The organism is Mesorhizobium sp. LNHC221B00 (assembly GCF_000502935.1).
Lineage (GTDB): Bacteria > Pseudomonadota > Alphaproteobacteria > Rhizobiales > Rhizobiaceae > Mesorhizobium > Mesorhizobium opportunistum.
The window spans coordinates 479319-503010 of sequence record NZ_AYWR01000001.1 but is presented as its reverse complement, the minus strand read 5'-3'; the positions used below and the strand labels follow the sequence as shown (position 1 = coordinate 503010).

Here is a 23692-nt window from a genome sequence, read left to right as displayed (position 1 = left end):
TGGCGCTCGCCATCATCGGCGGCGAGCCGGCACGCTTCGCGCCGCTGCTGGACCTCTACCGCGAGGCGGCCAAACGCGCCGGCAGCGACCCGGCGGGCCTCGCCACCAGCATCAACGTGCACGGCTTCATCGCCGAGACGACCGAGCAGGCCGCCGACGATTTCTACGGGCCGCAAGCCGAGGTGATGAACCGCATCGGCCGCGAGCGCGGCTGGGGCCCGACATCGCGGGCGCATTTCGACCAGTCGCGCGGTCCGAATGGCGCCCTGTTCGTCGGCAATCCCGAGCAGGTCGCCGAAAAGATCGTCGCCCAGCACAGGATCTTCAACAATGACCGCTTCCTGTTGCAGATGGCGATCGGCACCATGCCGCATGCCAAGATCATGAAGGCGATCGAACTCTACGGCACCAGGGTGGCGCCGATCGTGCGCAAGGAAACCGCGAAGTCCGCGCCGGTAGTGGCAACACCCGCCGCCTGAGCGGCGGGCGGGCTCGCCAGCCACGCCCGTTCGCAAAGCCGGCTCATGGAACCTACAGCCTGAACTTCGCGTTTCCTGCAGGCAATTGCCGGCCGCGGAGAGGTGGACGGCTCGAGGGTGACCATGAAAACCGAACCCGCTGCCTTGGGCGCAGGCGCCGCCGACGAGCCGGATCCGCGCGTCGAGGCGCGCGCCGACACGCATCTGATGCGATCGCTGCTGGTCGGCATTTTCCTGTTCATGGCCATCTACGCGCTCTACTTCGCTCGCGCCTTCTTCATGCCGGTCATCCTGGCTTTTCTGCTCGCCCTGACGCTCACCCCGATCGTGCGGATACTGCGCAAGCGCGGCATTCCCGAAGTGGCCTCGGCGACCCTTCTGGTGCTGCTGTCGATCTGCGTCTTCGCCAGCGCCGGCTACCTGCTCTCCAGCCCGGTCATCGACCTCATCAACAACTCCTCGTCGATCGGTCAGCAGCTTACCGAGCGGCTGGCGCAATTGCGGCGCCCGCTGGAAAAGATCATGCAGATTTCGCATCAGATCGAGCAGCTGACCGAGACCTCGCAGGAGTCCGGCATCCAAAAAGTCGCGGTGGCGCAGTCCGGTATCCTGTCGGCGGCCGCCAGCAACATCCTGTCGGCGGGAACCAGCCTCACCATCATCTTCGTGCTCTCGCTGTTCCTGCTCGCCTCGGGAACGATGTTCTACGAGAAGATCATCCAGTCTTTCGCCAGCCTCAGCGAGAAGAAGCGGGCGCTGCGCGTGGTCTATGACGTCGAGCGCGAAATCTCGCACTATCTGCTCACCGTAACCGTCATCAATGCCGGCCTCGGTACGGTCATCGGCCTTGGCCTGTGGGCGCTCGGCGTGCCCAATCCGCTGGTCTGGGGCGTGGCCGCCGCCCTGTTCAACTTCCTGCCCTATGTCGGGGCGCTCTTGACCATCGTGCTGGTCGCGGTGATTGCGCTGATCAGCTTCGACACCATTTCCTACGCGCTGTTGGCACCCGCCTTCGTGCTTTTGTGCGACGTCGTCGAAGGCCAGTTCGTGACGCCGATGGTGGTTGGCCGACGCCTCGAGATCAACGCCGTGGCGATCTTCATCGCCATCGCCTTCTGGTCGTGGCTGTGGGGTTTCGTCGGCGCCCTGATGGCGGTGCCGTTGCTGGTCGTCATCAAGGTGTTCTGCGACCATTTCGACGGGCTCAGCCATGTCGGCAATTTTCTCGCCGCGCAGCACACCGCCGTGGTGGAAGAGGAACCAGCCGAGGAGGACGGCAAGGCTTCGGCATGAACGGCTGGCCGTGTTTGCGGCGCCGGGATCGAATGCCTATATCCGGCCGATCAATGCCCGGTGCCCTTCCCGATGAGCGATGCTCCCTTCGACCTCGACGCCTATTTCGCCCGCATCGGCTATGCCGGTTCCAGGGATGCTTCGCTGGATACGCTGAAGGCGCTTCACTTCCTGCAGCCGCAGGCAATCCCCTTCGAGAACATCGATCCGTTTCTCGGCCGCCCGGTCAGGCTCGACCTTGCCGCGCTGCAGGACAAGATCGTCGCTGGCGGGCGCGGCGGCTATTGCTTCGAGCACAATCTTCTATTCATGCATGCGCTGAAAGCGCTTGGCTTCGAGGTTGGCGGCCTTGCCGCGCGCGTGCTTTGGGGGCAGGCGGAAGACGCCATCACCGCGCGCAGCCACATGCTGCTGCGCGTCGAACTCGATGGCCGGACCTATATCGCCGATGTCGGCTTCGGCGGCCTGACCCTGACCGCACCGCTGCTGCTGGAGCCCGGCACCGACCAGAAAACCCCGCATGAGACCTTCCGTATCGCCGCGGCTGACGATCATTTCCGCCTGCAGGCCGCCATTGGCGGCGATTGGCGCTCGCTTTACCGCTTCGACCTGCAGCCGCAATACGAGGTCGACTATTCCATCGCCAGCTACTTCCTGTCGACTAACCCGATATCGCATTTCCTCACCTCTGTCCTGGCGGCGCGCGCCGCGCCCGACCGACGGTACGCGTTGCGCGGCAATCGGCTGTCGATCCACCACATCGGCGGCCGCACCGAGCAGAAGGACATAGCCACTGCCGCCGAACTCGCCGACACGCTGGAAGGCCAGCTCGGCATCATCATTCCAGACCGTGCCGGCTTCGAGGCCAGGGTGCGCGAGAAGAAGATCGTGGAGACCAACGCATGACCAAACTGTCCGTTCTCGACCTGTCGCCGATCGTCGAAGGCAGCGATGCCTCGCAGTCGCTGTCCAATTCGCTCGATCTCGCCCGCCATGCCGAGCGGTTGGGCTACAAGCGCTACTGGCTGGCCGAGCATCACAACATGCCGGGCATCGCCAGTGCCGCGACGGCCGTGGTGATCGCCCATGTCGCCGGCGGCACCAGGACCATTCGTGTCGGCGCGGGCGGCATCATGCTGCCCAACCATGCGCCGCTGGTGATTGCCGAGCAGTTCGGCACGCTGGCCGCCTTGTTTCCCGGCCGCATCGATCTCGGCCTCGGCCGCGCGCCCGGCACCGACATGAATACCGCGCGCGCCTTGCGCCGCAACCTCGAAGCCGGCGTCGACAATTTCCCGCAGGATGTCGTCGAGCTGATGGGCTATTTCCTGCCGGCCGAGGAGGGCCAGCGCCTGCGCGCCGTGCCCGGCGAAGGCCAGACCGTGCCGATCTGGATCCTCGGCTCCAGCCTCTATGGCGCGCAGCTCGCCGCCATGCTCGGCCTGCCCTACGCCTTCGCCTCGCATTTCGCGCCGGCGGAGCTCGACCACGCGCTCGACATCTACCGTTCGCGCTTCCAGCCCTCCGAACAGCTCGACAAGCCGCATGTCATGCTCGGCCTCAATGTCTTTGCAGCACCCACCGATGCCGAGGCGCGATTGCTGTTCACCTCGCTGCAGCAGGCCTTCGTCAACCTGCGCACCGGCCGGCCCGGCAGATTGCCGCCGCCGGTCGAGAATTATGATCGCGACCTCGACCCGATGGCCAAGACCATGCTTGGCCAGGCGCTGTCCTGCGCCGTCGTCGGCTCTCCCGAAACGGTCCGCCAGGGCATCGATGCGTTCGTGCGCCGCACCGGCGCCGACGAACTGATGGTCACCGCGCAGATATCGGATCATGCCGCCCGGGTGCGGTCGTTCGAGATTTTGGCGGAGGCCCATAAATCGCTGTCGCAGGCGGCCTGAGGCGGCGTGGCACGGGATCGTGCGAAAAAAATGGGGCTGGGCAGCCTTACGCCAGCTTCACCAGCAGCCTCATGAAGGTAGCGGCCTCCTTGGCCGACAGTGGCGCCAGCGTTTCCGCGGTGATTTCGCGCGCCAGCGGGATCAGGCGTTCGATCGCTTCACGCCCTTCGGCGGTCAGGTTGACCAGCAGCCGCCTTTTGTCGACCTCATGCTTGGAAAGCTCGACCAGGCCGCGCGCCTTCAGCCGGTCGATGACGCCCTTCACCGTCGCCGCATCCATGGCGATCAGCGTGCCGAGCTGGTTCTGCGAGGTTTCGCCGACGTCGCGCAGCTTGGCGAGCGCGGCGAATTGCGGCGGCGTCAGGTCGCCGATATGCGCGGCGAAGATCGAGACATGGCGCTGATGCGCCTTGCGCAGGATGAAGCCGACCTGCTCCTGCAGGAGGTAATCCTCCGGCGTCTCGACCTCGACCAGCTTGAGCAGATTGTCCTCGCCGCTCACCGCAAGCCGTCCCATGCCTTGATGTCGTCGGCCGCCAGCCCACCCATGCGATTATGGATGCGCGGGCCGCAAGTCATGGCCAGGCAGAACAGGATCTCATCGGGGCGCGGGCCGTCGCTGATGCCGACCTCCATGGCGTCGAAATGGCTGCGCACATAGGCTGCGTTGATGTGGCCGAGCGGCACGTCGAGCTTCGAGCCGAAAGCGCCGACCTTCTTGGCCGACGGCACGATCGCCTTGGCGTCGCCCAACCGTTCGCGCATCGCATAGCCGCCAGGCACATGCCAGAGCGCGCCGTGCTCGAGCTCGCCCGCTATGCCGACAATGGCGCCCTTGCCGTAGCCGTCGATCTGCTTGACGTCGCCACCGAGCGCTGCGATCAGCCGGTCGGCGAGCAGCAGGCCGAGCGGTTTCAGATCGTCCATGGCGCTCTGCAGCTCCTCGGCATAGCGCCCGGCGAACGGATTTTTCACCAGCGCCATGGCGGCTGCGCGCCGGCGCGGCACCTTGGCCGCCGGTCCGCCCTCGTGAAAGATCTCTTCGGTCAGGACAGCGATCTTGCGGATCGGAAACTCAGGCATGCGCAACTTCCTCCCTCGAATTTTCGTTGGGCGCCGCAAGCGCAACGGAGCCGCTGACGCGGGCCTCACCGCCAAGAAACAGCGCCGATCCGGCGATCAGGCCGCGCCGGCGAAAATCTTCGGCGACAGCAAGGCCGTTGTCCAGCGCCCGCGCTACTTCGCCAGGCGCAAGCGTGCCGACGTTTTGTGTCACCAGCCGCGGGCCGAGATCGCTGTCGGGGGACAGTTCGCTTGCGGGAATGCGCTTGATGGCGGGGTTGCCGGGCAGATCCACGGCGTTGGCAATGAGTGTCGCCGCCGCGTCGGCCTCGGCGCCAGTCCGCGCCAGCACGGTGACGGCGTCGGCAATACCAAGCGAGAAGGAGCGGCCACGCCAGCCGCTGGTTGCAACGCCGCGCACACCATCCTGCGCGCGGATCATGATCCGGTCGGCCATGTCGTGGCCCGTGCCGGCGATCGCCAGCTTCATCGAAAGGCCGTTGCCGATATGGAGTGCGCTGTCGCCGCCATTATTGACATAGGCGCGATCAAGCTTGCGACCCGCAAGCAGCGCGGCGAGCATTTCGTCGGCTACCGACCCGGCAACGGCGGCCATCGGCGTGATGAAGCATTCCGCCAACGGGATGACGGCCGCCTCCATGCGACGCGCGGTCGGGCCGTCAAAGGCGCGCGGCGCCAGGAAAAATGCCGGCAGCCGCAATTCGGGAAGCTCCTTGACCAACTCGATCAGGATCGTCTGGAAGCGCGCCACGGCTTGTTCGTAGGCGGCACGGCACTCATCCGCCTCGCCAAAGGCTTCGACGATCAGGTCGATCGGCCCGTGGTTGAGGTGCAGCCGCTTGCCGTCCTGCAGCCACTGGACCTGCGGGCCTTGCATCACCCGGCACCGTTCGCGGGCACACGGTGCAATTGCGCCAGCGGCGGCCACGGATTGCTGCCCGGCGCGCCGGTACCGCAGCGCGCATTGAGGTATTCGCCGCCCTTGGCAACGATGTCGTGGACACTGCGGATTTCGGCCTCGTAGCCGCCCAGCTTGATGTAGTCGTCGCGGCGCAAGGTGAATTCGATCGGCGCCACCAGCGCCGGTGTCGGCACATAGCCGAAGGCGCCTTCGGGCACCCGCGTGACATCGACCATCAGCGTGATGCCGCCGCCCGGCCAGACATAGACCGGCGCGCCGCCGACCGTGACATAGGTCTTCAGCCCTTGCACCGAACGGGTAAGATTGACCGGGTTTTCGGTGACGCCGGCGCGCAGCGAGCCGCCGGCGCCGCCGACGAACAGCACGGTGCACAAAGCCGGCTCGCAATTGTCCTCGATCAGACCGACCGACTTCTGCAACCGCTCGGGGAACGGCTTTTCGACCGGCTTCAATTCGTCATCGAGCTCGTAATAGGCGAACTGCTCGCCGGTGGTCGAAACCATCAGCAGCGACAGGCCGGGCCGCGCGCCCTTCTTGGCGTTCCATTCGCCGAGGATCGACAGCGGGTCGGAAATCGAGGTGCCGCCCCAGCCAAGGCCGGGTTCGGAGACCTTGAAATAGCGTCCCGGCGTCGAACGGCGGCCGATGATCTTGATGCCCGTATCCTGCCAGCCCAGCACCTTGCCGGCCTGATGCTCGGAGACGACGCCGGTGATGTGGTCGTCGACCACCACCACCTCGTCGACCAGGCCGCGCCATTGCGTGGCGAACATGCCGATGGTGGCCGAGCCGCAGCCGACGCGCATTCGCTGTTCCTGCTTGCCATCGATGACAGGCGGTTTGCCGGCTTCGACGATGATGGTGGCGCCGCCGTCGATGGTCAGTTCCACCGGCTTGCGGTTGCACAGATTGAGCATCGCGTCGCAGGTGGCGCGCCCCTCCGCCTTGGAGCCGCCGGTCAAATGATGCACGCCGCCCAGCGACAGCATCTGCGAGCCGTATTCGCCCGTGGTGACATGACCGATCGCCTCGCCTTGCGCGCGCACGATTGCTGTTTCGGGGCCGAGATGACGGTCGGTGTCGATCTTCACCTTGACGCCGCAATAGGAGAAGATGCCTTCGGTGACGACGGTCACCAGATCGACGCCCTCGACCTCCTGGCTGACGATGAACGGGGCCGGCTTGTAGTCGGGATAGGTGGTGCCGGCGCCTATTGCCGTGACGAAGCGGCGGCCGGTGTTGACCAACTCGCCGTCCCACGCTTCGCCTTCGGCGACGAAAGGCACCATCGCGGCTCCGGTCTCCGCCGCATGATCGAGGATGGTCAGCGGGTCCATGCGCACGATGCGGCCGCCGACATTGCCGTAGCGGTCGCAGGCGCCGGTGCGGCCATCGGCGATGTAGCACATCACCGGGCAGGCATCGCAGCGGATCTTCTCAGCCACCAGCTTCTCGCCCGGATCATGCGTCTCAAAACGCTCGGCAAGCTCGCTCATCGGCGTGCCTCCTGTTCGCGGATGCCATCTTGTTCGCGAATGCCAGCGCGGATACGCGTCGGCGTCGCCGGAACCTTGGTGACCAGGACGCCAGTGGCGTGGCGGATGGCGTTGAGGATCGCCGGCGCCGTCGGGATCAGCACATGCTCGCCCAGGCCCTTGGCGCCGAACGGCCCCTCGGGATCGGGAACCTCGACCAGTATGGTCTCGATCGGCGGCACGTCGCCAATCGTTGGGATGAGATAGTCGTGCAGGTTTTCGGTGCGCCCCGGAATGTATTCTTCCATCAGCGCCATGCCGATGCCTTGCGCGATGCCGCCTTCGATCTGGCCCTCGACCAGCAGCGGGTTGATCGCCTTGCCGACATCGTGCGCGGCGGTGATCTTGATCAGCTTCACCGTGCCGAGCTTGAGGTCGACCTCGAGCTCGGCGATCTGCGCGCCATAGCCGTAGACGGCGTAGGGTTTGCCCTGGCCCTTGGCATCGAGCGGCAGCGTCGGCGGATCGTAGGTCTCCTCGGCGCGAAAAACGAAGCCACCGCCATCCACCTCGAGCGAGGCGAGATCGATACGGCGCGTGGCCTCGCCCTCGCGGATGACGATTGCCACGCCATCGAGCTGCATGGTGGCTTTTTCGGAAACATTGGCAAAACGCAGGATCTTTTCGCGCAAGGCGCGCCCAGCCTTTTCGGCCGCCTTGCCGGTGACGAAAGTCTGGCGCGACGCGGATGTCTTGCCAGCGTCCGGACTGATCGCCGTATCGGCGCCCTTCAGCCGGAATTTGTCCAGCGGCAGGCCAAGCGCATCGGCGCAGATCTGGGCGATGACGGTGTTGGAGCCCTGGCCGATATCGACGGCGCCCTGGTGCAGGATGACGTCGCCCGATGGCGAGATGCCGACCCGGATGGTCGACGGATTGGGCAATGACGTGTTGCCGCAGCCATACCAGCACGAGGCGACGCCAATGCCGCGCTTTTTATCCGGATTGGCGCTGTTGAATGCATCCGCGTCCGCCATCGCACGTGCCCAATGCGGACGAAGCGACTCCAGGCACTCGGCAATGCCGACGCCGGACTCCAGCCTCTGCCCCGTAACCGTTTCGGAGCCGTTCCGAAGGCAGTTTTTCAGCCGAAAATCGAGCCGGTCGATACCGAGCTTGCCGGCCAGCTCGTCATAGAGCGTCTCCTGCATGATCGTTGCCTGCGGCACGCCGAAGCCGCGGAAGGCGCCGGAAATCGGCCCATGCGTATGCACGGCGCGGCCCTCGGCGCGGTAATTCGGCGTCGCATAGGGGCCGGAAGCATGTACAGGCACGCGGTTGGCGACGGTCGGGCCCCAGCTTGCATAGGCGCCGGTGTTGAAATCGCCTGAAAAAATCATGCCGGTGACATGGCCGTCGGCATCGGCGCCGATGGTCGCCTTCATCTCAGCGGGATGACGCTTGGTGGTCGAAATCATTGATTCGTTGCGTGTGTAGGCAAGTGCTGCCGGCCGTCCGGTCTTCAGCGCCACCAGGCCGATCAGCGGCTGCAGCGAGACATCGAGTTTCGAGCCGAAGCCGCCGCCGGTCGCCGTCGGCACGATGCGCACCTTGTCGACGGCAAGGCCGAGCACCTTCGCCGTCTCGTCGCGGTCCATGTACGGCGCCTGGGTGCAGGCGACGACGACCAGCGTGTCGCCATCCATATAGGCATGGCCGGCTTCGGGCTCGATATAGGCGTGCTCGACATAGGACGTGTCGATCGCGCCGGAAACCGTGACGGCGGCACTGGCGAGCGCTGCCTCGGGATCGCCACGCTCGACGAAGCCCTTGGTCAACAGGTTGGCCGGGCGGTGTTCATGAATTGATGCAGCACCTTCGGCCTGTGCTTCGCCAGGCTGCAGAAAATGCGGCAATTCGCTCCAGCGGACTGGAAAATCCGACAAATCGAGATCGAGCATCGCCTCACGCTCGCCGGCAACCAGCGCCACCGCTTCGCCGCGAAGCCGCGCCAATCCGTCGGCCAGCGCCGGCTGGTCGGCGAACGGGCTGATAACACCGAAACAGTTTTTTCCCGGAATATCGGCCGCCGTGAACACGCCGACGATGCCGGGGTGTGCCTTTGCCCAACTGTCGAGATCGCCGAAGGCAAAACTGGCGTGATAATGTGGCGAGCGGACCACCAGCACGGCAAGCGCATCGGCGGGGAAGGCATCGCCGCCGAATTTCTCAGCCCCGGTGACTTTCGGCACGCCATCGAGCCGGATCGGGGAGGAGCCAATGGCGTGGCCGGACTGAGGCAGGCGGAAATCCAGGCTTGCCGGCTGCAAGGAGGCATCCATCACCGCCGCGATGATCTTCCGATAACCGGTGCAACGGCACAGAATGCCGCCGAGCGCGTCCTGCACCTCGATCTCGGTCGGGCTGGCCTTCTTGTCCAGCAACGCCGTCGCCGCGACCAGCAGCGCCGGCGTGCAGATCCCGCATTGCGCCGCGCCATGGGCAAGGAATGAGGCCTGCAAGGCCGACAGCCGGCCATCGGCAAGCCCTTCGACTGTGGTCACCGATGCCCCGGCGGCGGAGGCCGCCGGCACCAGGCAGGCGCAGACGGGATCGCCGTCGACCAGCACCGTGCAGGCGCCGCAGTCGCCGGCATCGCAGCCGACCTTGGTGCCGGTCAGCTGCAATTCGTCGCGCAAAACCTGCGACAGCCGGCGCAGCGGCGGCACGTTGACCGAGACGGCGGCGCCGTTGACCGCGAAGGCGATGTCGGCGCGTTCGAGGCCGAGCGGAACGCCACCCAGATCGGGCAGAGCTTCACTCATTTCAGGCAGAACCTGGCTCATGCCGCCACCATGTGGTCGTTCATCGGTCCGGCGGCCGTTAGCACGGCGCGGGCAACGATTTCGCGCACCGCGTCGAGCCGGTACTCGGCACTGCCGCGCACATCGGCGATCGGCGACAGCTCGGCCATTGGCGCGGATTGGACCGCATCGGCGAGCCCGCCATCCACTGCCCGCCCACGCAACGCCCCCTCGACACAGGCAAGCCGCTTGGCGACGGCCGAACACGAGCCGACAGCTATCGCCGCGCCCGTGACCGTGCCGCCCTCAACGACCAGGCGCGCCGCCACCATGGCGATGGAAATGACGAGGTAGCGCCGCGCACCGAGCTTGACGAAGGCGGACGTACCCGCGGGCTTCGGCACGCGGATGGCCATGACCATTTCGCCCGGCTGCAGGGCCGTGCGGCGGTTGCCGAGAATGAAATCCGGCAAGGGTAGATGGCGCGTCGCCGCCGCCGAGCGCAGCTCGACCTCGGCGTCGAGGATAAGCAGGCCCGGCACGCCGTCGGCGGCCGGCGAGGCGTTGCAAAGATTGCCGGCGACCGAGGCGACGTTCTGGATCTGCGCCGAACCGACCTCGCGCGCTGCCTGTTTCAGTGCATCGAAGGCCGGCGGCAAGGGGTGGCGGATGATGTCGGTCCACGTCGTGCGCGCGCCGATGACAAAGTGGCCATCCGTCTCGGCAATACCGCGCAGCACCGTCAGGCCGTTGATGTCGAGGACATTGTCGCGGAACGGCTTGCTGCCCTGTGCCGGATAGAAATCCGTGCCGCCGGCAAGAATGCGCCAGGCGCCCTCGCCAAGCAAAGCGAGCGCCTCGTCGACCGTGGTGGGTTTCGCGTAACGGATCACGCTTTGCCTTACCGAAAAGAGGCCTTCCAGAGCTGGTACTTCGAAGATCCTTCCAGCGCAGGGCCGGGAAATTCATTCGTATGCAAATGATATCAAGCCGGCAGGAATTGTCAAAGCCGGAGTTTGCGGCGGCTCCGCCTCCACGCATTTGTTACGCTTCCAGAGGTTGACGCAGGCGGCCATCTGGTCAAGTTTCTGCGTCCGGTCGCGTCAGCGGCATTTTCCACTGGAGCCTGCATACGGAAGAGGAAAGCCCCATGGCCGACGAAGCGCTTGTTGTCATCGACCTGCAGAACGACTTTTGCCCCGGCGGCGCGCTGGCGGTTGCCGGCGGCGACGAGATCGTGCCGCTGGTCAACGATATGATACGGCATGCCGACCATGTAGTGCTGACGCAGGACTGGCATCCCGCCGGCCATTCGAGCTTTGCCTCCAGCCATCCGGGCGCGCAGCCTTTCACCGTGATCGAGATGCCGTACGGGCAGCAGACTTTGTGGCCGGACCATTGCATCCAGGGCAGCCTCGGCTCGGACTTTCACTCCGGCCTCGCCTGGACCAAGGCCGAGCTCGTCATCCGCAAGGGATTTCGCCCCGCCATCGACAGTTACTCGGCCTTCTTCGAGAACGACCACAAGACGCCGACCGGCCTCGCCGGCTATCTCAGGGAACGCGGCATCGACACGCTGACCCTGGTCGGGCTGGCGACCGATTTCTGCGTCGGCTTTTCGGCGCTCGACGCCGTCAGCCATGGCTTCAAGACCACGGTCCGGCTCGATGCCTGCCGCGGCATCGATCTCAACGGATCGCTTGATGCCATGCTGCAGCGCATGCGCGACGCCGGCGTGACGCTAGAAAACCAGTTGTCGGACTGAAAGGCCTTTGGGAAAGAACCCCCTCACCCGGATTGCCAACCGAATTGCGAAGGGCAATTCGGGGCAATCCGACCTCTCCCCGAGGGGAGAGGAGGCCGCTGGCGTTGGCGCTTCTCTCTTCTCCCCAGCGGGGAGAAGGTGGCCGCGAAGCGGCCGGATGAGGGGGCCTTTCTTATATCCAATCTCCCTATGGGCCACATATGCCATAGTCGCTTTCGCGATGCTGCTTCCCACACCGGCTTTCGCGGCGGAAGAACACGGCCTGCCCGGCGCCGCGATGTCGCTGTGGTGGGCGCTGCCATTCGCCGGGCTGCTGCTGTCGATCGCCACCGGTCCGCTGCTGTTCCACCATGTATGGGAGCATCACTACGGCAAGATCACAGCCCTATGGGCGGCGCTGGTGATCGTGCCGTTGGCGCTGGCCTTCGGCGTCCCCTCGGCGACCGAGGCGGTGCTGCATGCGCTGCTCACCGAATACATGTCGTTCATCATCCTTCTGTTCGCGCTCTACACGATCTCGGGCGGCATCCTGCTTGCCGGCAACATCCATGGCACGCCGCTGGTCAATGCCGGGCTGCTGCTTGCCGGCGCGATCCTCGCCTCGGTGATCGGCACCACCGGCGCCTCGATGATCCTGATCCGGCCGATCCTGCGCGCCAACGACAACAGGCCGTTCAACGCCCATGTCGTCATCTTCTTCATTTTCCTGGTTTCCAACATCGGAGGCTCGCTGACGCCGCTCGGCGACCCGCCGCTGTTCGTCGGCTTCCTGCGCGGTGTCGATTTCTTCTGGACAACGACCAATCTCTACCGGGAGACGCTTTTCGTCGGTCTCGTCGTGCTGGCGGTGTTCCTGGTCATCGACATCGTCCTGCACAGGCGCGAGGCCGGCGCGCCGAAGATCAAGGACCCGACGCCGGATACGAAGGTGCGCCTGCGCGGCCTGGCCAACCTTCCGCTGCTGGCCGGCGTCATCGCTGCGATCCTTTTGTCGGCAGCCTGGAAGCCAGGCGTCAGCTTCTCCGTGTTCGGCGTCGGTCTCGAACTGCAGAACCTGGTGCGCGACGCCTTCATCCTGGCGCTGGCCCTCCTGTCGCTCCCCCTCTCCTACAAAAGCCACCGCGAAGCGAACGGCTTCAACTGGGGGCCGATCGCGGAGGTGGCGAAATTGTTTGCCGGCATCTTCATCTGCATCGTGCCGGTCATCGCCATCCTCAGGGCAAGCCACGAGGGAGCATTGGCGCCGCTGGTGTCGCTGGTCAGCTCTCCTTCGGGCCAGCCCAACGACCTCGCCTATTTCTGGCTGACCGGGGCGCTGTCGTCCTTCCTCGACAATGCGCCGACCTACCTGGTGTTCTTCGAGCTTGCCGGCGGCGATCCCCAGCATCTGATGACCGAGTTCGCCTCCACTCTGGCGGCAATCTCGGCGGGCGCCGTGTTCATGGGCGCCAACACCTATATCGGCAACGCGCCCAACTTCATGGTCTATGCCATCGCCCGGCACCGCGGCGTCAGGATGCCGGGCTTCTTCGGCTACATGCTGTGGTCCGGCCTGGTGCTGATCCCGACGTTTCTGGTTGCGGGCTTTCTGTTCTTCGGCTGATCAACCGACGCCCACGTAGCGCCTGACCGCCGATGGGTCGGTGCGTAGGTCCTCGACATCCACGGTTTCGCGGTTGCGTCCGTTCTCGATGAACGAGACCCGGTCGGCGACCGACAGCACCGCGTCGACCCGTTGTTCGACCAGTATGGTCGAGACGCCCATGTCGCGCAGCTTGGCCACCGTCTCGCGGATTTTGGCGATCATCGACGGCATCAGCCCTTCGGTCGGCTCGTCTAGCAGCAGCACCTGCGGTTCGAGGCAAAGCGCGCGCGCCATGGCCAGCATCTGCTGCTCGCCGCCCGACAGGGTGCCGGAACGCTGCCGCAGCCGCTGGCGAAGCAGCGGGAAGAGGTCGAGGACATTTTCCCGCACGTCCTTGCCCTTGCTGCGCGCCATCAGCCCGATCTCGATGTTTTCCGCCACCGTCATCTCGGCGAACAGCCGCCGTCCCTGCGGCACATAGGCGACGCCGGCCTTCGGCACCTCATGCGCCGGGAGGCCGGTCAGTTCCTGGCCGCCGAGCTTCATCGAGCCGGCGCTTGAGGTAACCAGTCCCATGATCGCCTTCAGCGTCGTCGTCTTGCCGGCGCCGTTGCGGCCGAACAGGCACAAAACCTCGCCCTTGTTCAGCACGAGATCGAGACCATAGAGCACCTGGACCTCGCCGTAGAAACAGTCCAGTCTCGTGATCCGCAATGCTTCTGGCTTGCCGGTCTGCGTCATCTTCGTTTCAATCATGGGGCCGTCCCCAGATAGGCTTCCTGCACCGCAGCGTTTTCGCGGATCGCCTCGGGCGTGCCCTCGGCCAGGATCTTGCCGGCATTGAAGACGGTGATGCGGTCCGCAAGCTGCATGACGACCGGCATGTTGTGCTCGATCAGGAGCACCGTGGCGCCGTTGGCTATGTCGCGCACAAGCGCGATAAAATTGTCGATCTCGCTGTCGGCCAGCCCCTGCGTCGGCTCGTCGAGGATCAGCAGGCGTGGTTTCAGCGCCAGACCCATCGCCACTTCCAGCAGGCGCTGGTGGCCATAGGACAATTGCCCGGCCGGCATATGGGCGCGATCGCCCAGTCCCGTGCGTTCGAGCGCCGACATGACGCCAGCACGCACGGCACCCTTCGAGCGGCCGTCGCTCAGCGTGCGCTGCACCGGCAGCGCGACATTGTCGTAGGCGCTGAGATTGGCGAAGACGCTGGTGATCTGGAACGTGTAGGCGATGCCCTGGCGGACCCGGACATAGGCCGGCAGACCGGTGATGTCGGTGCCATCGAAGACGATCGCTCCCGAAGTCGGTTGGATGCGGCCGCTGACCAGGCTGACGAAGGTGGTTTTCCCCGCTCCGTTGGGGCCGATCACGGCGCGGATCTCGCCCGGCATCAGGGTGAAATCGACACCGTCGACGGCACGCAGACCGCCAAAACTGCGCGACAGGCCTTTCGTCGTCAGAAGCGGCGTCATGGCAGCCATCCGAGCCAGCGCTGGCGGAGGCTGCCCAGAATGCCCTTCGGGAAGAACAGCACCAGCAGGATAAGCGCGATGCCGACGATCAGCAGATAGGCCGAGGTGTAGCCGCTGGTGATGTCGATGACGTAGTACATGAACAGCGTGCCGATCAGCGGTCCAAGCGTCGTGGCGGCGCCGCCGAGCAGCACCCACAGCAGCGGCAGGATCGAATACTGCACCGAGGCGAAGCTCGAGCCGATATAGCCGAACAGCAGCGCATAGGCGGCGCCCGACGCCGCACAGATCGCGCCGGAGACGACGACGGCGGCGAGCTTGTTGGAGAAGGTGTCGTAGCCCAGCATCTTCGTCCGCTCCTCGTTCTCGCGGATGGCGACCAGCACGCGGCCATGGCGGGATCGGACGATGGCCAGCGTGATCATGAGCACGAGCGAGAACAGCGTCAGCGCACTCATGTAGCGCACCGTCGGATTGGTGAGGTCGAGCGAGGTCGCACCGAGATCGAGCACGCGTGCCGGCTGCGGCACGACCTGGCCCTGGTCGCCCCCGGTCCACACGGCGAAGTAGAGGATGAGCAGATAAAACACCTGCGCGAACATCATGGTGACGATCATGAAGGCGACGCCGGTGGTGCGCAGCGCCAGAAGGCCGATCACCAGCGCCAGCACGGCGCCGCAGGCAATTCCGGCGGCGAAGGCCAGCGGCACGTTCCAGCCGAGTTGGATGACGGCGAGGCCAGCACCATAGAGACCGGCAGCGAAGAACATCGCATGGCCGAGGCTGAGCAGGCCGACATAGCCGAACAGCAAATTGTAGCCCATGGCGAACACCGCCAGCACCAGGATGCGGGCGAGCAGGCCGTGATAGTAGTCGGGCAGCACGAAGCTAAGCACGAACAGCAGCGCGATCACGCCGAGGTGGATCGCGTAGGCCTTAGCCGGCGAAGCTTCACTCATCGCGATGCCGTCCCGAACAAGCCTTGCGGCCGGAACACCAGCACCATGGCGACCAGCAGCGTGGCGATGATCTTGGCCAGCGTCGGCGAGAAGAACATCGAGATGATGCCGTCCGACATGCCGATCAGCACGGCGGCGACGACCGTGCCGCGCAACGAGCCGAGGCCGCCGATGATGACGACGATGAAGGACAACAGCAGCGGATCCTGTCCCATCAGGTAATGCGCCTGGCTGATCGGCACGATCAGCACCGCGGCGATGGCCGCCAGCATGGCGCCGAGAGCGAAGACGCCGCCATAGACGCGGCCGACAGGAATGCCGAAGGCCTGCGCCGTCTCGCTGTCATACTGCGTGGCGCGCATGACGAGGCCGGCCTTGGTGCGCGTCAGCACCAGCCAGGTCGCGATCAGCAAGAGCGCGGAAGCGGCGACGACAGACAGCTTGTAGCCAGAATAGCCGAACCACGGCAAAAGGATGCGGTAATTGAAGGGCGGCTCCACCGGCCGCGCCTCCGGACCGTAGAAGGTCAGTGCCAGCTGCTGGATGATGTAGAGCATGCCGATGGTGGCAACGATCGTGGCTTCCGGATTGTAGTTCAGCCGGCGCAGCACCAGCCGCTCGGCGACGAGCGCAATGGCGCCGACGATCAGCGGCGCGATCACCAATGCCGCCAGGAAACCGAGCGCCGGATGGCCGCCGATCGCCGTCGAGATCGCCCAGGCGAGCACCGCGCCCAGCATGAAGAACTCGCCATGCGCGACATTGACGACACGCATGACTCCGAACACCAGCGACAGCCCAAGCGCAGTCAGCGCCAGCACGGCGGAGGTGACAAGGCCTTCGAGGGCGGCGAGGAGGAGATGGGGTCCGAAGTGCATCGGCTAGACACCAGCGGATGCGCGAGGCACCCCCCTCTGCCCTGCCGGGCATCTCCCCCGCAGGGGGGGAGATTGGCAGTTTCCGCGAAGGCGGCCACCTACTGACCTTGGCGATTGGCGAATCCGGTGGACACAGCCAATCTCCCTCCTTGCGGGGGAGATGGCCGGCAGGCCAGAGGGGGGTGCCTTGGCGCTCACGCTTACAGGCAAAGCTGGGTCTACAGCGCCTGCGTCGTATAATCCCCCTCGGCCTCGTAAAGCCCGTCCTCGATCTTGGTCTTGTGCACGACCTTGAGCTTGCCGCTCTCGACCTTGGAGATGTTCTGGATGCCGAAACACTGGTGGATCTTGCCGTTGAAGGTTTTCGGCCCCTGCGGGTGCTCCGGGCCTTCGGCGAAGGCGGTCAGCGCCTCGGTTGCCTCGACCAGCTTGGCGCGGTCCTCCGGTCCCTTGTAGCCGGCGTCTTCCATCGCCTTCTTGACGACATAGAGCGTCTCCCAGCAGCCGAACATGTGCGCGGCGGTGGAGACGTCCTTGGGGTCGCCGACGGCCGCCCCATTGTCGTCGATGCCGACAGCGGCGCGATAGGCCTTCTGCGCTTCGCTGTCATCGGGCTGCGCGTAGCGCGGCGAGCCTTCCCAGAAATGGCTGCCGTCGAGGAATTCCAGGCCGGGGCTGTTGATGTCGGTGGCCTCGAGCGAATCGATGAAGCCGAACAGCTGCGGCCGGTTGGAGCCGTAGAATTCGCCGAGTTCCTTGACGAAGGTGAGCACCGCCGGGCCGACCATCACGTGGTAGATCACTTCGGTCTCGGCCGGGATCTGCGGGAAATATTTGGTGAAGGACGATTCCGTCGGCGGGATGGCGATCTGTGCGATGACCTCTGCGCCTTGCGCCTTCAGCGCCGGCGGCAGGTAGTCGCGGTGGTCGTAGCCGAACGCGAAATCGGGGAATATCTGGGTCACCTTCTTGCCGGCATTGGCCGCGATCCACGGCGCCATCGACTGGATCTGGCTCTTCACATCGGTGATGCCGGGCTGGAAGACATAGCGGTTAAGCTTCGTCGATGCGACGTGGTGGCCTTCGCTAACGACGAAATAGGGCATCTTGTTTTCGCCGGCGGCGGGCGCCGAGCCGATGACGACGTGCGAGAACAGCGTGCCGAAGACGACGTCGGTCTTGTGCTGGGTGGCGAACTTGCCGACCACCTCGGCGCCACGGCCGGGGTCGGTGCCGTCATCTTCGATGATGACCTCGACCTGGCGGCCGTTGATGCCGCCGGCGGCGTTGATCGCCTTCACTGCGGCGGCGGTGGTCTTCTCGTACCAGCGGCCATAGGCGGCACCAATGCCGGTGCGGTGCGATTGGAAGCCGATCTTGATCGGCGCCGAACTCTGCGCCTGGCTGTAGCGCACGAAGCCGGGAGCGAGCGTCAAGCCGGCGCCGGCGGCGAGGCCCTTCAGCGCCGTGCGGCGAGAGAGCGTGGTTTTGGAGAGATCGAAAAACCCATTCTTGTCAGTCACGGCAGTTCCCCTGTTTTTTGAGTTTTGACCTATGGCTGTAGCGCGGCGGGCCGCCCTTGTCGGAGGGCCGAAATTGCATGTGTACAAACTAAATCACCAAAGCCCTGATGTAGCAAGCGAGCTTTCCCCAACGACATCGGGGCCGCTCTTTTCTCATCCAACTGTCGGCGTGGCAAGCAGCCAGAGGCCGAAGACGGTGTAGGCGATCATCGGCAGCGTGAGCGGAAACTGGCTGAGCGCGGCGCGGGCAGGCCGCGGATGCAGACGCCAGGCAAGCCGGTGGGCGACGAGGACGGCGAGCACATGGCCAAGGATAATGGCGCCGGCCTGGACGTTCCACAGCCACCAGGCCGAGCCGGCGCCAGCGACGATGCCGGCCTCGACCTGCATTTCGGCGGTGCCGAACAGGTTCCAGCCCAGCGCGAACGGATCGGACAGGGCGGCCAACGCATACTGGCCGTCGACCAGCAGTGCCGTCAGGTAGTGCGCGACATGATAGGCAAGCGCGATCGGCACGATCGACCAGACCAACAGGCCTGCCGCCTGGCCAAATGGCCGATCGAGACCGGCAAGTCGCTGGCCGAGCCAGACCGCAAGAAGAAAAATCGCCGCCAGCAGCAGGAACGTCAGGACGAGCCCGAAAGTGCCGCTGCCGATCACGGCGGTGCGGCCGGGGAATTCGAGCGGGTTGACGCCGAACAGGCCTAGCCAGAAGAAGGTTTTGGACAGGCCATCGAAGGACACCGACGACAGCGCAAGCAGCAGGAAGGCGATGCCGCTGGGCGGCAACGGCTCGGCGGCGAGCAGCTTTGCGCCGGGCCAGCAGAGCGCGAGCCGGCCGGCGTCGTTGCGCTCGACGGGCGCGAAGCGCGCCACCATCGAAAAGAAGACCGTCAGGAATTCGCCGCCGCGGCTCCAGCCGCGATAGCCGAATGCCAGCATGGCCAGGAAGGTGAGCAGCCAATAGACACCGGCGGCAACGGCAAGCCGCGCGGGATCGTCGGGTGCAGGATCGACGAGTTCGAACCAGGCAAAGGCGAAAAACAGGATGACGGCTGGCCAACAGCCGAGCCATCGGGGAAGCCGCAGTATCCCTTCATCGCCCGCGCGCAAGAGACCTGAGATCAGACGCCAAGGCCCGTACCAGGGATTGAGCCATGACCAAAGGTCGCCGAACACGCCCTGCAGCAGCGTGAGGCCGGCCCACATCAGCGTCCAGACCAGCAGCGGCAGCGGATTGGAGAGCGGGTCGCGGCTGCCGAACAGGCCGGCGGCAATGAGAATTGCAAAGCCGGCAAAGGATATCAGGCTGACGGCGGTGCGCGCCCCGTCGCTGACGGTGAAGAGTTGCAAGCGCCGACGCCAGAATTTGTCGAGAGCCACGTGCGGCAGCAGGGCCAGCACGAGGAAGCTGACGGCCACGGCGAAAGCGCCGCCGGCGAGATAATAGCCGGTCGGCAAGAGCAGAACGTGGCCACGGTCGGAGGCGTGGGCGAAGGCGGGGGTGGGGAGGAGGGCCAACAGCGCCGCAGATAATAACGCCAACAGCAGATGGTAGCGCTCTACGGCGCCCCCCTCTGTCCTGCCGGACATCTCCCCCACAGGTGGGGAGATCGGCTGAACGGTCTGTTGGCGCCATTCACCAAGAGTTGGAGATTGGCGAAAGCAGAGACCAAGTCTAATCTCCCCCCTTGAGGGGGAGATGTCCGGCAGGACAGAGGGGGGCGCCAAGGAACTCAGCCTATCCAACTTTGAGGCTCATATGGCGATGTCGGAAGCCCCGCCCCCCTCACACCTTGACCAGCTGCTCCACGCGATCCTTCTCGCCAAAAATCCTGAGATACCGCTCGATCTCCCTAGGGTTCCCGGTCGCCTTGGCCGGGTTGTCGGAAAGCTTCACCGCAGGCCTGCCATTGGCCTCGGTGACCTTGCAGACCAGCGATATGGCGTCCAGCCTGTTGGTTTCGATCGGTGCGCAGTCCTCGAAATCATTGGTCAGATTGGTGCCCCAGCCGAAGGACATGCGCACCTTGCCTTTGAAGTGGCGGTAGGTCTCCTCGATGGTCTCGACCTCGAGCCCGTCGGAGAAGATCAAAAGCTTCTGCTTGGGATCCTTGCCCTTCTCGCGCCACCAGGACAGGATCTTCTCGCCGCCCTCGATCGGCGGCGCGCTGTCGGGGCGGAAGCCGGTCCAGTCGGCGACCCAGTCCGGCGCGTCGCGCAGGAACGAGGCGGTGCCGAAGGCATCGGGCAGCACGATCAGCAAATTGCCGCCATAGTAGCGCTGCCAGTCCTGCAGCACCTTGTAGGGCGACTCTCTCAGCTCTTTTTCCGAGTTGGCAAGGGCGGCAAACACCATCGGCAGCTCGTGCGCGTTGGTGCCGAGCGCCTCGAGATCGTTGTCCATGGCGAGCAGCACGTTGGAGGTGCCGGTGAAGGCTTCGCCGATGCCTTCCTTCAACGCTTCGACGCACCAGCGTTGCCACAGGAAGGAATGCCGCCGGCGCGTGCCGAAATCCGAGATGCGGATGCCGGGCAGCGCCTTCAGCCGCTCGGTCTTGGCCCACATCTTGGCCTTGGCGCGGGCATAGAGCACATCGAGCGCGAAGGGCCCGAAGGCCCGCATGGCGGCGCGAGACCGAAGCTCGTTGATGATGGCGAGCGCCGGGATCTCCCACAGCGTGGTGTACATCCATGGCCCGCTGAAGGTCAGCTCATACTGGCCATCACGCTTCGACAGCTCGTAGTCGGGCAGCCGGAAGCCTTCCAGCCAGGCAAGGAACTCCGGCTCGAAGATCTGCTTGCGGCCGTAGAAAGTGTTGCCGCCGAGCCAGATCATCTCCTTCTTGGAGAAGCGCAAGGTACGGGCATGGTCGAGCTGTTCGCGCAGCTCGCCTTCGTCGATCTCGTCGGCAAGCTTTACCGAGGTCGTGCGGTTGATCAACGAGAAGGTAGTGTCGACCTTGGGATACATGCCCCAGATCATCTGCAGCATCAAAAGCTTGTAGAAATCCGTGTCGAGCAGGCTGCGCACGATCGGATCGAGCTTCCAGGTGTGGTTGTAGACGCGCCGCGCTATATCGGTTTTTGCCATGCTCGCTGCCGCCTTCGCTGCCTGCCATCCACAATCGCGACAGGCCTCATAGCATCGAATTGGCCAAAACGCTGCCCGCTTTCAGGCTGGCCCGACAAAAAAAGAACGGCCTGCGTATGGCCATCTGCGGCCGGCTCAACCCGCGGTCTTCGCGCCGATGACCTTGAGCGCCGGACGCTTGCGGCGGCTGATGATACGGCCGGCGACCGGAGCGCCGGCGCGGCCGTCATCCCCGGCCTTCTCGGCGAACAGCCAGTCGATGAACACCTGCACGATCGGCGTCGCCCGCATTTCATTGCGGCAGACGACGTAGAACTCATCGACCGCCGGTACGGACAGGCTGAACGGCGCGACCAGCATGCCCCTGGCCAGCAGCGCGCTTGCCGTGACGGAGTCGCCCAGCGCCACGCCATGGCCGTGCACCGCGGCCTCGGTCGCCATGCGGGCATCGCCGAGATGATGGCGGCGGCCACGTTCGAGGTCCAATGCGTCGGCGGCGGCCAGCCAGGTGTGCCACTCGCGGCCGTCGTCGCCATGCAGGAAGACATGGTCGGCGAGATCCCTGACGCTGCGGATCGGACGGTTGTTGGTCAAGGTCGGGCTGACCACCGGGAACAGTTCGAGGCCCGACCATTTGCGCATCCAGCAATCGGTCCAGGTTCCGTTGCCATAGTGCACGCAGACATCGATATGCGGCGCACGGATATCCCTGGCATCGTTGGAGGGGATGAGCGTCAGCTGGATGTCGGGATATTGCGCGGTGAAGCTGCCCAGCCTCGGCGTCATCCACAAAAGCAGCAGCGCCGGCACGCAGGACACCGACAGCGCGCCGCTGCTTGCCGGCCGTGTCAGCCGCTGCGTGGCGGCGGCGATGCCGTCGAAGGCGGTCGATACCGCCGGCAGGAGTTCGGCGCCATGCGGTGTCAGCTTGACCCGCTGGCCGACCCGCTCGAACAACTTGACACCGAGCGACTGCTCCAGCGCCTTGATCTGGTGGCTGACGGCGCCATGCGTGACGTTGAGCTCACTCGCCGCCTTGGTCAGCGAGCCATGGCGCGCCGTTGCTTCGAAGGCGCGCAGCGGGTTCAGGGGTGGCAGGCGCTTGGCCATCTAGCACTCTAAACTTTGTGAGTTTTTCTCACAGAAAACACCCTAACAATATCAATTGCTTTTTCAAGGCGGCTGCCGGACACTTTGGCACGGAATAGCACCAAGACGTCAAATCTGCAGGCAGCCAGCGGGACAGCCGACCCGGCCGGATGACGGCCAGTTCGCATCGGATCGTCGACGGGCCGCACTGCATCAGCCCAGGAGGAGCGGATATGGGTTACGATCGCGGCAAGCTCGACGCGTTGCGTCGGAAATATGGCGAGAGCCATGGCGGCGAGATGTTCGACCCGAAGTTCCGCAAGGTCGCCGACAAGATCTTTTCCAAGAGCGGCACCCGGCTTGCGCCCTATGCCGGCATCCCGACCTTCCTTGCCGCGCCCTACCGCGAGATAGCGGCCGAGAATCCGGATTTCGGCGATTTGCAGGTGGCGATGATCGGCGTGCCGATGGACCTCGGCGTCACCAACCGGCCGGGCTCGCGCTTCGGGCCGAGGGCGCTGCGGGCCATCGAACGCATCGGCCCCTACAATCACGTGCTGGAATGCGCGCCGACCCATGAACTCAGGGTCGCCGACATCGGCGATACGCCCTTCCGCAGCCGCTATCGGCTCGAGACCAGCCATGAGGACATCGAACGCCGTACCAACCAGATCGTCGATGCCGGCGTCATTCCGCTGTCGGTCGGCGGCGACCATTCGATCAGCCATCCGATCCTGAAGGCCGTCGGCAAGAAAGCGCCGGTCGGCCTGATCCACATCGATGCCCATTGCGACACCAGCGGCCTGTTCGACATGACCAAGTTCCACCACGGCGGTCCGTTCCGCAACGCGGTGCTCGACGGCGTGCTCGACCCGACCCGCACCATCCAGATCGGCATCCGCGGCTCGGCCGAGTATCTGTGGGAGTTCACCTACGAGTCCGGCATGACGGTCGTTCACGCCGAGGAGGTGACCGGGCTCGGCATCCCGGCCATCATCGAGAAAGCGCGCAAGATCGTCGGCGACGGTCCGACCTATGTGTCCTTCGACATCGACAGCGTCGATCCGGCCTTCGCGCCGGGCACCGGCACGCCGGAAGTCGGCGGTCTGACCACGCGCGAAGTGCTGGAACTGCTGCGCGGCCTCAAAGGCCTTAACATTGTCGGCGGCGACGTCGTCGAGGTGGCGCCGCAATATGACGCCACCACCAACACCGCCCATGCCGCCGCCCAGGTGCTGTTCGAGATATTGAGCCTGATGGTGTTCAGCCCCGCAATTACTGGCAAGAACGCCTGACGTTCGAAAACGCAAAGGCGGCCGCCGCGCTGGAGCCGGCGGCCGACCCAACAATCAAAGCTTCCA

Annotated in this window: 21 protein-coding genes; 7 read left to right on the top strand and 14 right to left on the bottom strand. The window is 65.1% G+C overall.

What is annotated here, in order from left to right:
* The 4 genes from X741_RS163830 to X741_RS163845 form a co-directional block, all read left to right on the top strand.
* Positions 1-479: LLM class flavin-dependent oxidoreductase (locus tag X741_RS163830; protein ID WP_023776095.1), on the top strand; the 479-nt coding region annotated here is incomplete at its 5' end.
* 123 nt (positions 480-602) lie between these two features.
* Positions 603-1772: an AI-2E family transporter gene (locus X741_RS163835; protein ID WP_023765481.1), complete on the top strand. Its 1170-nt coding sequence runs from the start codon at positions 603-605 to the stop codon at positions 1770-1772.
* 72 nt (positions 1773-1844) lie between these two features.
* The gene (locus X741_RS163840) at positions 1845-2678 is read left to right on the top strand and encodes an arylamine N-acetyltransferase (protein ID WP_023776094.1); all 834 of its coding nucleotides are present in this window, start codon (positions 1845-1847) and stop codon (positions 2676-2678) included.
* Positions 2675-3676 carry an LLM class flavin-dependent oxidoreductase gene (locus tag X741_RS163845; protein WP_023776093.1) on the top strand — a complete coding sequence of 334 codons (1002 nt, stop codon included), beginning with the start codon at positions 2675-2677 and terminating at the stop codon, positions 3674-3676. Before X741_RS163840 ends, X741_RS163845 begins: the two co-directional genes overlap by 4 nt.
* A gap of 46 nt (positions 3677-3722) precedes the next feature.
* On the opposite strand, the gene X741_RS163850 is transcribed toward X741_RS163845, so the two are convergent.
* From X741_RS163850 to X741_RS163875, 6 genes are read right to left on the bottom strand one after another with little or no spacing between them, the layout of a single operon-like run.
* Positions 3723-4178, bottom strand: coding sequence for a MarR family transcriptional regulator (locus tag X741_RS163850; protein WP_023765484.1), 456 nt, complete (start codon positions 4176-4178; stop codon positions 3723-3725).
* On the bottom strand, positions 4175-4759 hold the full coding sequence (locus X741_RS163855; protein WP_023765485.1) for an amino acid synthesis family protein: 585 nt from the start codon (positions 4757-4759) through the stop codon (positions 4175-4177). The genes X741_RS163850 and X741_RS163855 overlap by 4 nt, the downstream gene beginning before the upstream one ends.
* Entirely contained in the window at positions 4752-5636 is an 885-nt protein-coding gene (locus X741_RS163860) for a thiamine biosynthesis protein ApbE (RefSeq protein ID WP_023776092.1), read from the bottom strand. The genes X741_RS163855 and X741_RS163860 overlap by 8 nt, the downstream gene beginning before the upstream one ends.
* On the bottom strand, positions 5636-7177 hold the full coding sequence (locus X741_RS163865) for a hypothetical protein (protein ID WP_023776091.1): 1542 nt from the start codon (positions 7175-7177) through the stop codon (positions 5636-5638). The genes X741_RS163860 and X741_RS163865 overlap by 1 nt, the downstream gene beginning before the upstream one ends.
* Positions 7174-9981 carry a molybdopterin-dependent oxidoreductase gene (locus X741_RS163870; RefSeq protein WP_198023924.1) on the bottom strand — a complete coding sequence of 936 codons (2808 nt, stop codon included), beginning with the start codon at positions 9979-9981 and terminating at the stop codon, positions 7174-7176. The genes X741_RS163865 and X741_RS163870 overlap by 4 nt, the downstream gene beginning before the upstream one ends.
* A gap of 17 nt (positions 9982-9998) precedes the next feature.
* A complete protein-coding gene (locus X741_RS163875; protein WP_023776089.1) occupies positions 9999-10853 on the bottom strand; it encodes a xanthine dehydrogenase family protein subunit M in 855 nt (284 codons plus the stop codon).
* Positions 10854-11110: 257 nt separating this feature from the next.
* On the opposite strand from X741_RS163875, the gene pncA reads away from it, so the two are divergent.
* On the top strand, positions 11111-11725 hold the full coding sequence (gene pncA / locus X741_RS163880; RefSeq protein WP_023776088.1) for a bifunctional nicotinamidase/pyrazinamidase: 615 nt from the start codon (positions 11111-11113) through the stop codon (positions 11723-11725).
* A gap of 220 nt (positions 11726-11945) precedes the next feature.
* Entirely contained in the window at positions 11946-13328 is a 1383-nt protein-coding gene (locus X741_RS163885) for a sodium:proton antiporter (protein ID WP_023776087.1), read from the top strand.
* Here the strand turns inward: X741_RS163885 and X741_RS163890 are convergent, their stop codons facing one another.
* The 8 genes from X741_RS163890 to gcvA all read right to left on the bottom strand — a co-directional run bounded on the left by X741_RS163890 (position 13329) and on the right by gcvA (position 22352).
* Positions 13329-14051: an ABC transporter ATP-binding protein gene (locus tag X741_RS163890; protein WP_023776086.1), complete on the bottom strand. Its 723-nt coding sequence runs from the start codon at positions 14049-14051 to the stop codon at positions 13329-13331.
* Positions 14052-14062: 11 nt separating this feature from the next.
* Positions 14063-14788: an ABC transporter ATP-binding protein gene (locus X741_RS163895; protein WP_023776085.1), complete on the bottom strand. Its 726-nt coding sequence runs from the start codon at positions 14786-14788 to the stop codon at positions 14063-14065.
* Positions 14785-15747, bottom strand: a complete 963-nt coding sequence (locus tag X741_RS163900) for a branched-chain amino acid ABC transporter permease (RefSeq protein ID WP_023776084.1) — start codon at positions 15745-15747, stop codon at positions 14785-14787. The genes X741_RS163895 and X741_RS163900 overlap by 4 nt, the downstream gene beginning before the upstream one ends.
* Entirely contained in the window at positions 15744-16625 is an 882-nt protein-coding gene (locus X741_RS163905; protein ID WP_023776083.1) for a branched-chain amino acid ABC transporter permease, read from the bottom strand. Before X741_RS163905 ends, X741_RS163900 begins: the two co-directional genes overlap by 4 nt.
* A gap of 218 nt (positions 16626-16843) precedes the next feature.
* A complete protein-coding gene (locus X741_RS163910) occupies positions 16844-18148 on the bottom strand; it encodes an ABC transporter substrate-binding protein (RefSeq protein WP_023776082.1) in 1305 nt (434 codons plus the stop codon).
* A gap of 153 nt (positions 18149-18301) precedes the next feature.
* Positions 18302-19741: a hypothetical protein gene (locus tag X741_RS163915; protein ID WP_023776081.1), complete on the bottom strand. Its 1440-nt coding sequence runs from the start codon at positions 19739-19741 to the stop codon at positions 18302-18304.
* A gap of 196 nt (positions 19742-19937) precedes the next feature.
* Complete coding sequence (gene pncB, locus X741_RS163920; protein ID WP_023776080.1) at positions 19938-21242, bottom strand: nicotinate phosphoribosyltransferase; 1305 nt, start codon at positions 21240-21242, stop codon at positions 19938-19940.
* A 135-nt stretch (positions 21243-21377) separates the two neighbouring features.
* Positions 21378-22352 (bottom strand): transcriptional regulator GcvA, encoded by a 975-nt coding sequence (gene gcvA, locus X741_RS163925; protein ID WP_023776079.1) that lies wholly within the window; start codon positions 22350-22352, stop codon positions 21378-21380.
* A 212-nt stretch (positions 22353-22564) separates the two neighbouring features.
* Here gcvA and speB point away from each other — a divergent pair, with 212 nt between their 5' ends.
* The gene (gene speB, locus X741_RS163930) at positions 22565-23626 is read left to right on the top strand and encodes an agmatinase (protein ID WP_023776078.1); all 1062 of its coding nucleotides are present in this window, start codon (positions 22565-22567) and stop codon (positions 23624-23626) included.
* Positions 23627-23692 lie beyond the last annotated feature (66 nt).